Annotated in this window: 12 protein-coding genes and 1 pseudogene; 3 read left to right on the top strand and 10 right to left on the bottom strand. The window is 63.6% G+C overall.

Annotated features, from left to right (window positions below; all coding sequences use genetic code 11):
• Nucleotides 1-172: 172 nt before the first annotated feature.
• From RHA1_RS32655 to RHA1_RS52125, 8 genes and pseudogenes are all read right to left on the bottom strand, one after another.
• On the bottom strand, nt 173-1,078 hold the full coding sequence (locus tag RHA1_RS32655) for an alpha/beta hydrolase (RefSeq protein ID WP_011598504.1): 906 nt from the start codon (nt 1,076-1,078) through the stop codon (nt 173-175).
• Nucleotides 1,079-1,123: 45 nt separating this feature from the next.
• On the bottom strand, nt 1,124-2,740 hold the full coding sequence (locus RHA1_RS32650) for a flavin-containing monooxygenase (RefSeq protein ID WP_011598503.1): 1,617 nt from the start codon (nt 2,738-2,740) through the stop codon (nt 1,124-1,126).
• Nucleotides 2,741-2,845: 105 nt separating this feature from the next.
• A complete protein-coding gene (locus tag RHA1_RS32645) occupies nt 2,846-4,315 on the bottom strand; it encodes an aldehyde dehydrogenase family protein (protein ID WP_011598502.1) in 1,470 nt (489 codons plus the stop codon).
• Between the two features lie 771 nt (nt 4,316-5,086).
• Entirely contained in the window at nt 5,087-5,371 is a 285-nt protein-coding gene (locus tag RHA1_RS32640) for a YciI family protein (protein ID WP_011598500.1), read from the bottom strand.
• A 980-nt stretch (nt 5,372-6,351) separates the two neighbouring features.
• On the bottom strand, nt 6,352-7,329 hold the full coding sequence (locus RHA1_RS32630; protein WP_011598498.1) for a PDR/VanB family oxidoreductase: 978 nt from the start codon (nt 7,327-7,329) through the stop codon (nt 6,352-6,354).
• Nucleotides 7,330-7,331: 2 nt separating this feature from the next.
• The gene (locus RHA1_RS32625) at nt 7,332-7,838 is read right to left on the bottom strand and encodes a type 2 periplasmic-binding domain-containing protein (protein ID WP_050787541.1); all 507 of its coding nucleotides are present in this window, start codon (nt 7,836-7,838) and stop codon (nt 7,332-7,334) included.
• The gene (locus RHA1_RS52130) at nt 7,835-8,158 is read right to left on the bottom strand and encodes a hypothetical protein (RefSeq protein WP_041812229.1); all 324 of its coding nucleotides are present in this window, start codon (nt 8,156-8,158) and stop codon (nt 7,835-7,837) included. Before RHA1_RS52130 ends, RHA1_RS32625 begins: the two co-directional genes overlap by 4 nt.
• Nucleotides 8,159-8,540: 382 nt before the next feature.
• Nucleotides 8,541-8,720, bottom strand: a pseudogene (locus RHA1_RS52125) (zinc-dependent alcohol dehydrogenase); the annotation flags it as partial.
• Between the two features lie 223 nt (nt 8,721-8,943).
• Here RHA1_RS52125 and RHA1_RS32610 point away from each other — a divergent pair.
• On the top strand, nt 8,944-9,417 hold the full coding sequence (locus tag RHA1_RS32610) for an MFS transporter (protein WP_011598495.1): 474 nt from the start codon (nt 8,944-8,946) through the stop codon (nt 9,415-9,417).
• Nucleotides 9,418-9,951: 534 nt separating this feature from the next.
• On the opposite strand, the gene RHA1_RS32605 is transcribed toward RHA1_RS32610, so the two are convergent.
• Nucleotides 9,952-10,734 carry a DUF3109 family protein gene (locus tag RHA1_RS32605; RefSeq protein WP_041812515.1) on the bottom strand — a complete coding sequence of 261 codons (783 nt, stop codon included), beginning with the start codon at nt 10,732-10,734 and terminating at the stop codon, nt 9,952-9,954.
• A gap of 418 nt (nt 10,735-11,152) precedes the next feature.
• On the opposite strand from RHA1_RS32605, the gene RHA1_RS32600 reads away from it, so the two are divergent.
• Both RHA1_RS32600 and RHA1_RS32595 read left to right on the top strand, forming a co-directional pair.
• On the top strand, nt 11,153-11,431 hold the full coding sequence (locus RHA1_RS32600; RefSeq protein ID WP_011598493.1) for a hypothetical protein: 279 nt from the start codon (nt 11,153-11,155) through the stop codon (nt 11,429-11,431).
• Between the two features lie 9 nt (nt 11,432-11,440).
• The gene (locus RHA1_RS32595) at nt 11,441-13,147 is read left to right on the top strand and encodes a DEAD/DEAH box helicase (RefSeq protein ID WP_011598492.1); all 1,707 of its coding nucleotides are present in this window, start codon (nt 11,441-11,443) and stop codon (nt 13,145-13,147) included.
• 627 nt (nt 13,148-13,774) lie between these two features.
• On the opposite strand, the gene RHA1_RS32590 is transcribed toward RHA1_RS32595, so the two are convergent.
• A complete protein-coding gene (locus tag RHA1_RS32590) occupies nt 13,775-13,993 on the bottom strand; it encodes a hypothetical protein (RefSeq protein ID WP_016885015.1) in 219 nt (72 codons plus the stop codon).
• Between the last annotated feature and the right edge of the window lie 350 nt (nt 13,994-14,343).

Here is a 14,343-nt window from a genome sequence, read left to right as displayed (position 1 = left end):
GGGTGTATCTCCTCTAACTTCACTGCGGATCGATCGTTCGACTGGTACCCGACCGGCACGCGAACGAACTCGTCGGCGGCGGTCCAGACCCGTGTAGACCGCCGCCGACGAACACCTTCACCTCTTGCCGCCGAGAACCTTCGCGTTCATACGCACACGGCGCGGGCGGACTTCAGGCAAGGCCCAACTTGAGTCGCAGCCATTGGGCAATCCGGCTCAACGCTTGATCCGCCTCGGGTGCCCGCCCCGCGTTGAAGTGAAATACATGCTGTTGCTCATCGACCACGTCGAGCACGACCTCGCCACTCACCTTCTCGATCAATTCGGCCAAGCGACGTGAGTCGTCCAACAGCGTCTCATAGCCTCCGACCGATACGTACACCGGAGGGAAATCGGTGAAGTCGTTGAGCAGTGGGTTCGCCCGCGGGTCCGTTGCATCTGCGGGTTCTGAGAGAAACATCTCCCGCATCATTTCCAGAACCGCCCTCTTGGCCAATACGTCGACCGCGTCGTTCGATTCGACCGTCAACCCCTTGATCTCCATATCCAGCCACGGCGAAAGCGTGACGACGGCAGCAGGAGTGGGAAGTTCCGAGCTCGCGAGTTCGAACGCTGTCGAGATCGCGAGGTTGGCACCCGCCGAGTCGCCGACAGTCGCCGTGTACTCCGCCTTGTAACCTTGCGTGCGGAGCCACTTGTGGACGGCCATGCAGTCTTCGAGTTGGGCCGGGTGCTTGTGCTCCGGCGCGAGCCGATAGTCCACGATCAGGGCGTGAACACCCGCCAGTTTGGCGAGGTGTGCCGCGAGCTTGCGGTGTGAGAACCGTGAACCTGTCACGAACCCGCCACCGTGGGTGAAGACGATCACGCGGTCCTCGGCGGCCCCCAAAGGCTTCGCCCACGTTGCCGGCACACCGTTGGCTGTCACTTCCTCATAGGTGACGTCGATGGGTTCGATGGTCGGAAGATGCCACTCTTCGAACATATCTCGCTGACTGGCGAGGTCCATTCCTTCGGACCGGGTAAGCCACGAAGCGTACAGGTCGTTGAGGAACAGGGATTCTTTGCTCACGGACATGTGTTGTTCACTTTCATCACCACTCGAGGGAGGCAAATTGACTGCTCAGGAAAGCGTGAAGCCCTTGTATCCCGCACACACGGTCTCGTCCCACTTGGCCAGGTAGAGGGGAAGACCACCGGGGTAGTTCAGCAACTGCCGCGGCTTACCCGGGACGTTGGCACCCATGTACCAGGAGTCGGCTTTGTCGTAGAGCGCCTCGGCCGTCAGCTCGGCGACGTGATCGGACCAGGCAGCATCCGCGTCCGCCTCGGACTCGATACGGTTCAATCCGTTGTCCCGCATGTAGTCGATGGTATTGACGATGAGGTCACCTTGGATCTCGGCGCAGCTGGGCCCGTTGCAGAAGCCCGACGGGCTCAGTGGTCCGTAGAGGAACAGCAGGTTGGGGAATCCTGCCGTTGCGACCCCGAGGTTTGCCCGCACACCATTCGACCACTTGTCCCGGAGCAATGTACCGTCGGTGCCGCGAATGTCCATGGCGGTCAGGCCACCGGTGACGGCGTCGAATCCCGTTGCATAGACGATGATGTCGAACTCGTGCTGTTCCGATGTGGTCTTCAGCCCGGTGGGCGTGATCGTCTCGATCGGGTCCTCGTGCAGATCGACGACGCGCACGTTGTCCTGGTTGAAGATGTCGTAGTACGTCTGCTCCAGCGAGGGACGCTTCACGCCGAAGGGGTACGCCTTCTTCGTCGGCGCCAGCTTCTCGGCGATGACCGGGTCCTTGATCCGGGCACGCGTCCGGTCACGCCAGAACTCGTAGGCCGTGTCGTTTGCGTCATCATCGACGAAGACGTCTTGGTAGGTTCCGAGCCAGAACTCGAAACCGCACTCCCACAGTCGCTCATAAGTGGTGATTCGCTCCTCATCGCTCACCCCGAGGGCTGACTTGGGTATGAAGTCGAAGTCGAAGCCGGAGAATGACGCCGAACGACGACTGAATCTGTCCGCCAGATCGAACTTGATCTTCGCGTTGTCCTCGTCGGTGAGCTGGCGCTGTCGCATCGGGAGCGCCTGAACGGGGGTGCGCTGGAAGACGGTCAGCTGTGCGGCCTTCTTCGACGCCTCCTGAGCGACCTGCACACCGCTGGCGCCGGTACCGATGATGGCGATTCGCTTTCCTGCGAATTCGATTCCGCCTTCGGGCCACAGACCGGTGTGGTGGTTGATCCCTGTGAAGCTGTCCATTCCCGGGAGCTTCGGGAAGATCGGCTTTGCCGCGAATCCGGTGCACAGAACGAAGTACTTGCAGACGAAACTGCTTCCGTTCTCTGCGGTCACGGTCCAAGTGTTCGCCGTATCGTCGAACTCGGCGGAAATGATTCGGGTGTTGTAGTAGATGTCCTTGCTCAGATCGAGCTTCGCGTCGACGTACTTGAAGTAGCGGCGCAGTTCGTCACCTCCGGGATAGAGCTCGGAGAACGCGAATTCATCCCATAGGTCGGGGCGCGTGAACTGGTAGATGGGACCTTCGCTGTCCACTCGGGCACCCGGGTAGCGGTTCCAGTGCCAGATTCCGCCCAGACCCTCACCTGCCTCGACTACTTTCACCGAATAGCCTCGACTCCGAAGATTTTCGAGCTGGTACAGCCCGGCGAATCCGGCTCCTACAACGAGAACGTCGAGTACTTCGGTCACTGCTGGTGCGGCAGTGCTCATGTTGGCCTCCTCTTGATGCCAAGGGCTACTTCGGGGTTTGTCGATTGCGCTCTGTGCCGCAGAAAGTGAAGAGCTGATTGCGGGAAAGCTCGTCCGGTGCAGCTTCTAGGTCCAGCGGACATACGCAGTCTTGGTGGTTGTGAAGAAAGTACGTGCGGCCTTGCCCTGTTCTCTGCTCATGCTGCTCGAGCCTTTGAGGCCACCGAACGGCACATGTGGCTCGACACTGCTCGTCTCCCGATTGACATGCACCAACCCCGATTGTGTGCGCCGGATGAAGGTCATCGCCGTCGCGATGTCTCTAGTGAACACTCCAGAGGACAGGCCGTAGTCCGTGTCGTTCGCGGCCTTCAGCGCACCGTCGAATCCATCGACCTCCTGCACGGTCACGACTGGCCCGAAGACCTCCTCCCTGACGAGCCTGCTCGTCTCCGACACCCCGGCCAGGACTGTTGGTGCGATATAGCAAGTGTCGGAATCGAACTCCCTACCCGTAAGGAACTCGGCGTTCTCTTCGCGGGCGAGTCGCAGGTATCCGGCCACCGTGTCACGTTGCTCCACCGAGGCAAGGGGCCCGATGTCGGTGGCTTCGTCGTACGGATCTCCGACGACGAGCGCGTCAGCGTACTTCACCAGCAGTTCTCGTAGTCTGGGAGCGACGGCGCGGTCCACGTACACCCGGCTCGTCGCTGTGCAGCGTTGTCCCGTGTGGAGCATCGCGCTCTTCACGATCTGTAGCGCTGCATCCTCGACATCGGCGTCGGCGAGAACAATGGACGGGTTCTTGCCACCCAGCTCGAGCTGGACCTTGACATTACGATCGGCGACAGCCTGACGTAGTCGCGACCCGACTGCACCCGAACCGGTGAATGTCAAGGCTGCGAGTCGCGCGTTCCCGGTGAGTGCCGCCGAAAGCTTTCTACCGCTGCCCGTCACCAGATTGAGGACCCCCGCGGGCAACCCGGCTTCTGCGAGGATCCGCGTCAGAAACACTGCGGATCCGCAGGCCGGTTCTGCAGGCTTCCAGACAACTGCGTTCCCGAAACCTATTGCCGCCGCGATTTTCCATGCCGGAAGCGCGAAGGGAAAGTTCCACGGTGTGATTGCACAGACGACGCCGAGCGGCTCCTCTACCGTCATCAGCATCGTGTGTGGATCAGCACTGGGGTACGTCTCTCCACTGGGCTGCAGGATCTCACCGGCGTAGTAGCGGAGAATGGCGACACTTCGCAGAACCTCGGCGCGTGCGTCGCGGATCGCCTTCCCCATGTCCGCGGTGATCGTCAGGGCAGCGTCGTGAACGCGGCTTTCCAAGAGGTCAGCGGCAGAACGAAGAAAGTCCGACCGCTCAATCGCTGTCGTCTCGGACCACGCTGGTTGAGCACGGCCGGCGGCCGCATACGCACTCTCGACATTGCCGGGAGTCGCCGAAGTGTAGATTCCCGTCACGCGGCGGAGATCGGAGGGATCTACACGCTCGAAAGTGTCGGTGGTGGTACTCCATCGACCTGCGACGTACAACGTTCTCCCGTCAGCGATTGACGGCAACGCTGGGTGGTCCACGTTTATGGACATCTTTGTTCCCCGATCTGTGTAGGCGCAGAAATGGTTGGAAGTTCACCACCCGGCGCGGACTAGAATTGCCGAATCACCCGTCCGCGCAACGCGGCAGGCGTGCCAGTACGAAAATCTTCTCGACTACTCTGTAGTCTGTAGTTTCACCGCGGGCGGGCCGATGTCGGACTTTCCGTGCTCAGTGCAGTAGAGCGACGGTAGTCAAAGTAACTTGGGCAATCGGTCACTTGTCCCCAAACAACCTGCACTCAACACTCTTTTGCCGAGCGAAGTAGAGCCGCGACGAAACCTGGCGAGATCGAGGAGGTGGGCAGCATAGATGGTCGATCTCGCCGCCCGATTTTGGAGTCGGCGGCTTTGACCGGCGCCGAATAGACCTGTCCAACAATACAAATAAATTGAGCGGTCACAGAGTTCCACACTGATTCCGGTGAATGGCCGAATCGGGCTCCACGGCATAGACGAGCGATCTCGCCGGCACACCCGAGCTCCACTCACGACCTGACCGTCGCCCCGGTCCCGACGTCATTTGTTGAGCGAGACGGCTACGGGGTTGGCAGTGTGGTTCAGAAGATTCGAACAGCAGGCCATCCACCGCGGTCCTTCGGCTCCGTGAAGGGGCCTGACCACCAAGATCCGCGCCATCAACGGATGGAACGCCCGCTGTGCGCCGTTCGTCTGAACCAACACCGCCAACCAAGTTCTTACCATGGCAGAGCGTAAAGATACTTCAACCACGAGCCACCAGGGACTGAGCGTGCCGCAGTGTCGTTAGATGCCGACGAGAGGGCCGATGACTGGATTCCATTGGTAAATGTGCTGCTCTACGACGACGCCCTGCTTGACGTAAGGATCCTCCGCAAGCAGGGAACGCAAGGCGTCTTCGCTGACCGCTTGGAACACCAGTAGGGCTCCGGCGCCGTCGGCCCAGGCGCCGGCCTCCTGCAGCACGCCTCGGGCAGCGGCATCCTTGACGAAAATCAGGTGTTCGGCATGCGCGGCCTCTTTGACCGAGGCTTCGGTGGTATACGACCAGATCACTGCGAACAAGGCCATGGTTACTCCTCAAGCGGGGGGATGGGACATGAAACGGCTCCGACTATGCACATGGAGTGCGCACCTGAGAAGGGTAGAAGTACGGATGAGGTGACTCGTGTCCCATTTCGCAACACTGGTTGCTCCATGAAGATGGTGTAGGAAACGGAGTCGGATCTGACCATCGTGTCGTAACCCAATGAAGGCAGCATCGCGTAGCTCCTCGTAAGACCTACCAAAGTCACTCGAGGAAGGACCACGCGATGGCCGATGTCCACACTATCCACTTGCACCAAATCCTGATCGATCGCCTCACCGACGTCAGCCCTGATCTGCTGCGGAGTTTGTTGTCCCACGTTCATCGAGCGGGCGAGGTCACCACCGAACACGGTCGGGTCGGTGAGCGGGTCGATCACCATCGACCAGTGCCAGAACGTCCACCGCCAGCCGTGGGTGAGAATCAACAGGCTCGGGTAAGACCGTAAGACCAGTCCCCATTCCCCTCTTCCAGCGGCGGACGGGTCAGTGTGAGACGGACGCGCAGGCCATCGAGGACCTTGCCGGACATGGATCGGTGTGGGCTCCAGGGGGAAGGCGTGCGGGGTGGTCACGGTGTGGTTCGGTGACGAAGTGAGGGAACCTGTGCCGTCAGCCCTGTTGGCCGCGACTCGACCACGTTGGCACCGGCGGGGGTGAGCAGACTGTGTCGCTCGGGGGGTGCGGCCCAGCTGTCGAGCACACCAGTTCCCGGGGGCGTCCCAGCCGATCAGCACGTAGCGCCGGGCGATCCCGGGCCCCGAAGGTAGTCGATCAGAGTGTCGGGGACGGCTTCGAGTTCGCCGACAGCCCCGACGGGGCGCTCGCCGAATCCATCTGCCGGGACCTCCCCTTGGACCCACCAACGCCCGGATCGTGCCCGCCTCCGCCCCCTGACCGCCCTCACCGTCACCCACACCACCGCCACACTCCACGGCCCTCACCTCGCCGCGGTTCCTTCGACGTCAAGCGTCGAGTACCAGTGTGGGTGTGCGGGAACGTCCGACGCAGATCATCATCGTCTCGCCCTTCTCACGATCTGCCTGAGAGAGGATCGAATCGTGATGTTCGGGAATGCCGTCGAGAACGCGGGTTTCGCAGGACCCGCAGAAGCCGTCCTCGCAGGAGTACAGGATGTCCGGGTTCGCTTCGAGGACGACTTCGAGCAGGGTGCGGTCGGCGGGCACCTTCAACGTGCAGCCGGTACGGCGCAGTTCGACGTCGAATTCGTTGGGCGACTGCCTGTCCGAGACTCCGGCTGCCGCGGCAGGGTCCGCCCCCACGACGGGAGCGCCGAACCGTTCGAAATGAATCACCTCGTCACCGAGCACCGGACCGCACACCGACTTCACCTCTTGCAGTGGGCCTTCGGGGCCGCAGCAGTACACGGCGGTGCCGGACGGAACGTTGGCCAGGGCGGCTGCCAGGTCGAGGTTTCCGGATTCGTCTGAGGGAGTGACGTTCACCTCGCCGAGACCGCAAAACTCCTCCACGAATGCCATCGTGGCGCGGCTGCGGCCACCGTAGAGTGCGGACCAGCTGGCGTTCTCCCGCGACAGTTGCCGTGCCATCGAAAGAATGGGAGTGACCCCGATTCCACCGGCGATCAGGAGGTAGTGGGGTGCGGGCTCGAGGGCGAGGTGGTTGCGGGGGCCACGCACCGCCAGGAGATCCCCCACCCGGACACTGTCGTGGATTTCCTTCGACCCACCGCGTCCCTCGTCTTCTCTCAGGACGGCGATCCGGTAGGCGGTCTTGTCGGTGGGGTCACCGCAGAGGCTGTACTGCCGAACGGTCCCGGAGGGCAGCACGATGTCGATGTGTGCTCCGGGCTCCCATTCGCCGAGGGCGGCGCCGTCCGGTCGTTCCAGGGTCAGCGACAACACGCCATCGGATTCGAGTCGTTGTTGCCGGACCAGGAGGTGGTTGGTCTGTTGTGTCATTTTCAGATCCGCGGGGTCGTGAGAACTGGCGCGTGTGCACCCGCGGTGCGGAATCCCCCCTTGAGAACATCGACGAAGGCCGTGGCGAGATCGACCTGGGTGAGGGACACCAGCATGTCGAGTTCCATCCTCAGTACTGCCACCGCTTCGGCGCCTTGCTGGCTGTCCCAGTCCTGCTGATCGACCAGTACGCCGGCGAGCAGGTTGCCCGACTGGCGGGCTGATTCGGCCATCGTGGTGGCGAAACCGACGGGGACTTGGGGCAGTACCGAGCCGATGAGAATGACCATGTCCGATTCGGTAGCCAACTCGTCGATACGGCGCGTGGTGGTGGTGTCGGCGTTGATGTCGCGCACGGCTACCTCATTCGGCGCGCGCTCGGTGACTACCTGCACCTCGGTCAGCCCCGCCGCAGCCATCTGGTCGACGAGTCTGTGACCCGATTCACCTAAGGGCACCAGTATAATTCGTGCCATATAGGACAGTCGGCGTGGTGTCATCTCGCTCATGACAATGATCCTCGTTTCTGATCGGTCGGACGGCGCAGCTGCGGGCGGATGACGACGTGCGGACTCACCGGCCGCTGCCCGGTGGCCATCCGTCCCAGCATGTTGTCGACCTGGTCCAGGTCCACGTCGACGGAGGGCACGATTTCCAAGCCTGATCGCCCGTCGGCGAGGAGTTCGATGCTGCGTGTGACCGCATCGGGGGAGCGGCCGCGAACACCGACGATCGTGTTGGCGCCGCGTACCAGGGATTTGAGATCGAGTTCGCAGACCGGGGTCGAGCCCAGTCCGCCGATGACGAGCCGGCCCCGCTTGCGCAGCACGCGGGGGGCGGCGGCAACGGCCTCTCCCCCGAGTCCGAGCCGTCGGCGCCGCCCGCATCGTCGTGATCGGCGTGCCGGACTCGGTCGGCCGACTCGAGATCGCCGAATCACTCGGTGCGGTATCGGTGATCAACAACAACCACAGCCTCCCCGAGCTTATCCTGCGAGCGGCTATCGCGGCGATGCCGTGGTAGCCGGGGCCGATGACGACGACTGTGGAGCCTTCCGTGGCTCCGCCGGCGTCAACCGTCCAGTCGAGTGCGCTGGCGAAGGGCTGCGTCCACGCCGCGAGATCCGCGCCGAGAACCGCCGGTAGGCGATACACGAGACTGTTGGCGCTGAGCTGCATGTATTCGGCGTTGCCTCCGTGCAGGCCGGCCCCGTCGTCCGCCGAGAGAAGGCCCACTCTCCGTTTTCCCGCGAACAGATCGGTGTGTGGGCACATGCGGTAGTCCCCCATGCGGCACGCCGGGCAGGCCTCCCGCAGACACGGCAGGTATTCCTCCAACGCGACCCGGTCGCCGGGCCGCACGTCCCACGCGGTCGACTGGGTCTCCCCCACCGACACGACGGTCCCGACGACGTGATGGCCGAGCACGGTGAGCGAGTCCAGTCCGGCGCCGGCAAGCGCCCCTCCGCATGGAAGACACTGACCACCAACCGTGACCTGATGTTGCTCTCACTCGCGGGGTTCGGCGGCTTCTGGGGCACCTACGGATTCGTCACCTGGTCTAACGCCCTCCTCATCAAAGGACACGGAGTCTCCGGCACCACCGCCGGACATCGTGGCCATCTTCGCGGGCGTGGCGGTCGTCAGCAAACCCCTCATCGGAATGCTCGGCGACCGGGTAGGCAGCGCCCGAAAGCCCGCAATCGTCAACCTCGCGCTATTCGCCGTCATCCTGATCTTCTTCGGCACACTGGACAACGTCCCTGCACTCCTCATCGCGGCACCCATCCTCGGCCTGGTCGGATACGGATACCTGCCGTTGATCGTTGCGATGATTCCCCGCCTGGTCTCGAGCGAGGTCACCGGTACCGCCGCCGGCGCCTCCAACGCCTTCTGGCAGATCGCAAGCACCCTCGTTCCCCTCGCGATCGGCGCAGTCTTCTCTGCCACCGGCTCGTTCCTGGCAGCGTTCACCGCTCTGGCCGTCGGACCGATCATCGGCGCGGCCGTCCTCTACTTCGTCAACGAGGACGGCGGCAATCTCGCAATCGAAGAGCCGGAACCGGAACCTTCTGACACGACCACCTAACCCTGACCCCAACGACACGACCGCCTCCCGCCGGAGGGGGTCGTGTTCCTGTACTGCATGCACCAACCGGATCCAAGCCCGCAATGTCTTCGATATCCGCAGCCCTTCTCGTTCCAAACAATCCGTGATCCTCGCCTTCTCAATCGAGATAGAGCGCGGTTCAGGGTAACGAGAAGCGCCAACCGTACTTTGCCACTTCACTACTCGTGTTGTCGCGCCGAAGAAGGATCACACCGAGGAATGCGCTGCAGTACACCACATGCAACGGCGGACAGGCCTGCCCCAACTGCTTACCGTGGCTGCGGTATTCAATCTCGTCGGCTTTGACGCATTCAGTACTCAGGTACCGAGCAGGGTGTGCGCCTGGCACACGCCCGACTTCAGGAGTGGGGCGCCGTCCGGGCCGCCCCGGATCACAGCACCGTTCCCGACAGATCGCGCTGACCCCCGCCCGTCGCGACAGGCCCGACCCTCACATCGGATGGGGGGTTCGGCCAGTGACCGGTGTCGACGTCGTCCGGGACCGCCCCATCGTTACCGGGACTTCTTCTCGGCGACCGCGGTCGCCGGGTGCACGGCGACCAGGCCGAGACCTTGGCGTCGCTTACACAGCCGCGCCAGCTCCCGATACGCGGCCTCACCGAGCAACTCCGTGAGCTCCGGCGCATACGACTGCCACACCGCCTTGGCGCCGACGTGCGCGTCCGGCGAGCCGGAGCAGTACCAGTCCAGGTCCGCGCCGCCCTCACCCCAGCCGCGGCGGTCGTACTCGGTGATCGTCGTCTTCAGGATCTGCTCACCGTCGGGTCGCTCCACCCATTCCTGGGTGCGCCGGATCGGCAGCTGCCAGCACACGTCCGGCTTCACCTCGAGCGGCTCGATGCCGCGCTCGAGCGCCATCGAGTGCAGCGCGCACCCGATGCCACCCTCGAATCCGGGACGATTGAGGAAGATGCACGCGCCCTTGTAGCGGCGGGTACGCAGCGCGGGCTCGCCCTCGAGCTCGTCCTCCTCGATGTACCCCTTCTTCCCGAGACCCTGCTTCATGAACTGCCAGTCCTCAGGTCTGAGCAGCTTCACCGACTCGTGCAACCTCTCGACATCCTCCTCGTCGGAGAAGAACGCGCCGTGCGAGCAGCAGCCGTCGTCGGGACGGCCCGCGATGATGCCCTGGCAGGCCGGGGTGCCGAACACGCAAGTCCAGTGCGAGAGCAGCCACGTCATGTCCGCGGCGATGAGGTGCTCGGCGTTGTCGGGATCGAGGAACTCCACCCATTCCCGGGCGAAGTCGAGCGCAACCTCGGGGCTGGGCGTCATCTTGTCCGACGGCACCGGAATACCTGCTGTCACAAACCCCCACGGTAGCCGACCCACATAACAAACAAGGACTGATCCGATTCCCGTCCGAGAGCAAACAACACTCGACGCGAATCTCGCCGGCACTCCTGTGGCACCACCGCGGTGATATGCCGTCGATCATCCCGTTGCCGCACATCGGCAGCGATGCTCAGCGACACGGCCCACGATGTCCGGAACCCCGTCAGCCCGTGACGGCCGTGCCGGCCCGGGCGGCCGCGATTTCCCCATGCGGGAGCGCAGCTCCCGCGGTGTGGCCTGACCGACCCCAACGATGCGCGCACGCGGTAGCCGGCTCGGGATACGCTGTGTGCCGTCGCGGACGCGATGAAGGCAGCGGCCGCGGGTCCCCGCGCAGCGTGGGCGGTCTTTCGATGCGATGTTCGCGGTCGCGCTGTGCTACGACCGGGCGATGATCCTCGGATTGTCATCGAAACTGCTGATCGAGATCGACCCGCCAGACTTCGTGGATGCGCCGCAAACCAATATAGAGTCGACAGAACTGGAACCATCGGCCGAACCTGAGGTTGTGGAGACTATCGACGTAGATCATCGACCTGCCGTTGCATCGGCCCCCGCGCCCCCTGCGACAGCCCGCGTTTCGTCGGCGCCAGCCGTCGCCGCCACACCGGCCGCAGTCGATTCGCCCTGGGAATAGCCGACGCTCATGGCTGCACGGAAGACCACCCAGCGACGCTCCAGTCCCAGACGAGCCAGCGCCGCGCCGCTGACACCCACCCCGGGGCACGGGGAGCAGATCTGGATCCTCGATGTCCCTTACCGGGCATCCGCGCCCGGCGCCAAGTACTACAAAGCGCTCAAAGCGTATGCCTACATCGGCACTCAATTGCCTGACGAACTCGCCGTCTACGCATCGAAACCGTACTCGTACGCTCGCTGGGTCGAAGAGGACCTCAACGGCGTGCGGCAACCGGGCGCCACTGGTTTCCACAAGACACCGCGGCCAGAACAGGTGGACGCCGCGAAGGTGATCGCGACGGCCTGTCACCACGGCAAGCGCGGATTCTTGTTGGCCGACGAGCCCGGTGTAGGCAAGACCGGCAGCGCGATCATCGGCGCGAAGGCTGCGCTGAAATCAGGGGGCGGTGACACCGTACTCATCACCGTGGACCGGCCGGCCCAGATCACCATCGCCGCGTGGCGCGACGCCCTCGCTGCGTTCGGCGACGGGGGCTATCGGTGGCTGATCATCTCCCCGGACCAGCTGAAGAAGTTGCTCGGACGCAACGGCCAACCGAAGTACTCCTTTTCCCTCATCATCAATGACGAGGCACAGCAATTCAGGCACCTCACGGCCCAGCGCACCCAGTACCAACGGCGTATCAACCGCCTCTCCGCATCACCGGAGAAGGCGCCGTTCGTGATCACCGTGACGGCGACGCCGGGTCATCACCCAGGCGAATACACCTACTTGTCTTCGCTTTTCGCGCAACTGCACGATGACCCGCCGGGCGAGTGGGCCGATCTCGGTAAGAAGCTGGTCGAGCATGGACTTCCCCTGGCTCCCGGGTGGGACAAGGGGAAATGGGACTGGAACGACCAAGCAAAAGATTCTCAGAGGCTGCAGCGTCAGGCCGTCACCCGCGTCCGGAAGTGGATGACCGACTGCGACCCGCCCGTCATGGTGCATCGCGACGCGCCCTGGGGGCCGCCACCGATCGACGGCCTGCCACTCGACTTCACCGCCACCCAATGGGCTGCGTACCACCAGGACTGGAGTGAGTTCCGGAGCGCGATGAGGATCGCCCGCCAGGGGAACGACACCGCCCGCGGCCGTGCCGCTCTGATGCGGTTCCGGCAGAAGGCAGGCATGCTGAGAGCCCCGCAGACCGCCGAGTTGGTAGCCGCACACGTCGAACGCGGCTACCAGGTACTCGTCGCCGTCGAATTGGTCACCACGGCCGCCGACCCGGTAGCCAACCTCCTGGAGGAGCACGGCATTGGCGTCTCACGCATCTTCGGCGGGGGCGATCTCGAGACGGAACGCATGAGATTTCAGCGCGGCCACAACCCGGTGGTGGTGTTCAACACCGCATCTGCGATCAATCTGCAGGCGTCCGAGTTGATGGTCGACGGTTCCCGCGCCTCATCGGCACGTCGCATCGGCTTCTTCCACCAGCCTCGCTACTCCGGAATTGCCGCACGCCAAACGATGGGTCGTGCGCACCGCGACGGGCAGGTTTGCTCATGGTCACTCCTGTTCGCCGCCGGGACGGTGGAGGAGCACGCGGCTCGGATCATGATCAATCGGCTCATGGTGACATCAGCCAGTGTCGATGGCGATCTCGGGGCGTTCGGGAAGCTCGCGCGACTGTTCGACGCAGACTGGCTTCCCGAAAGCATGTTCGAGTAGGAATGATGCCTGACCAGGGATCTCTGCAATCGAAAGTGAGCGGATGTACACCAGGGCGCATACGGATCGTCAGCATCAGCGCCCAGGCGTGATGCACCGTGCATCACGCCCGCCGCCAGCGGCGGCACCAGCGTCACCAGCACGGGGACACCCACGGTCTGCGCACCAGGCTCCGACGGACGCAATAGGTGGAAGGCATGGAACTCAGCGAACCACCCGCGTCGGCAAGCGCTGGCCGCTTTCCGCGAGTCAGCAGATTGACGGGCAGGTCCGGACGGCGACGCCACCACGGGCGGCGCCGGTCCTCGATAAGCGGCTCGTCAGCACTGCGGGTGAGCTGAGGGAGTCAACCTGGCGCCGCCGTTCGGGGTCACCTGAGCGCCACCCGCGCTCCCTTGCCGATTTGTCCAATTCCCCCTGGTAGAAACTGGCAATGAATCTTCCGGCGGATACGGCAACTGGACCCGGCGGACAACATCCCTGAAATAGGCGCCCACTCGTGGCATCGCAGCAGTCTGGCAGTCCTGATCGCCGATCGAGCGTCCGGTCCCCTCGATCGGCTCACGGATGGCCTGTGCCACCCCGCCGAGGGAGACGGTGTGTCGGTCGTGGTCCAGTTGGTACCGCCTACCCCGCCGGCAGTGATCCCGGACCGACGGCGCTTTGCGCCCCGCTGCCGCCGTGCTCGAGCAGCAACCGCGGGAGGTGTTCTCCTGTGAGCCGGTCGCCCAGACCGGGCGTGGCGGTCTCGGACACGACGAGCCAATCACGGCTGCGGGCCCGAGCCTCCGCCGCGTTGAGCATGACCGTCTTCCCGACGGCGTATTCAGTCGGTCGACTCAACATTCCTGGAGGAATGGTGTTGTGGACGGTGTTCAAGGGTCGGCCGCCGATCGGGCGGCAAGCGCGGGAGCCGTTCTGTGAATATCTGCGGGCGGGGCAGGACACGGTCAGCGCAGCGTGAGGCCCTCCGACGACACCTCGAGATCCCCGCTCAGACACCCGAGAACGCCCACTGCCCGGTTCCACCTCGATCCCCTATTTCGTCGGCTGGACACCACTCCGGCGCAGCCCGAAGAAGCGCGGGCAGCACAGAAGCGGCTGCTGTCGACGGCTATTCCGCGACGGTGATTATTTAGCGAAAGTGACGTATCGATGTATAAACCGACCACCTGCTCTGTGGACCACTGCCGACG

This window comes from Rhodococcus jostii RHA1 (genome assembly GCF_000014565.1).
In the GTDB taxonomy this organism is placed as follows: domain Bacteria; phylum Actinomycetota; class Actinomycetes; order Mycobacteriales; family Mycobacteriaceae; genus Rhodococcus_F; species Rhodococcus_F jostii_A.
This window is presented reverse-complemented; position numbering and strand designations above follow the sequence as displayed.

Bases quoted from the DNA above. Each gene is read 5' to 3' on its own strand.
- RHA1_RS32655 (WP_011598504.1), bottom strand. From the start codon at position 1,078: ATGTCCGTGAGCAAAGAATCCCTGTTCCTCAACGACCTGTACGCTTCG.
- RHA1_RS32590 (WP_016885015.1), bottom strand. From the start codon at position 13,993: ATGTTGAGTCGACCGACTGAATACGCCGTCGGGAAGACGGTCATGCTC.
- RHA1_RS32650 (WP_011598503.1), bottom strand. From the start codon at position 2,740: ATGAGCACTGCCGCACCAGCAGTGACCGAAGTACTCGACGTTCTCGTT.
- RHA1_RS32600 (WP_011598493.1), top strand. From the start codon at position 11,153: ATGTTCGCGGTCGCGCTGTGCTACGACCGGGCGATGATCCTCGGATTG.
- RHA1_RS32645 (WP_011598502.1), bottom strand. From the start codon at position 4,315: ATGTCCATAAACGTGGACCACCCAGCGTTGCCGTCAATCGCTGACGGG.
- RHA1_RS32605 (WP_041812515.1), bottom strand. From the start codon at position 10,734: ATGACGCCCAGCCCCGAGGTTGCGCTCGACTTCGCCCGGGAATGGGTG.
- RHA1_RS32640 (WP_011598500.1), bottom strand. From the start codon at position 5,371: ATGGCCTTGTTCGCAGTGATCTGGTCGTATACCACCGAAGCCTCGGTC.
- RHA1_RS32625 (WP_050787541.1), bottom strand. From the start codon at position 7,838: ATGAGCGAGATGACACCACGCCGACTGTCCTATATGGCACGAATTATA.
- RHA1_RS32630 (WP_011598498.1), bottom strand. From the start codon at position 7,329: ATGACACAACAGACCAACCACCTCCTGGTCCGGCAACAACGACTCGAA.
- RHA1_RS32595 (WP_011598492.1), top strand. From the start codon at position 11,441: ATGGCTGCACGGAAGACCACCCAGCGACGCTCCAGTCCCAGACGAGCC.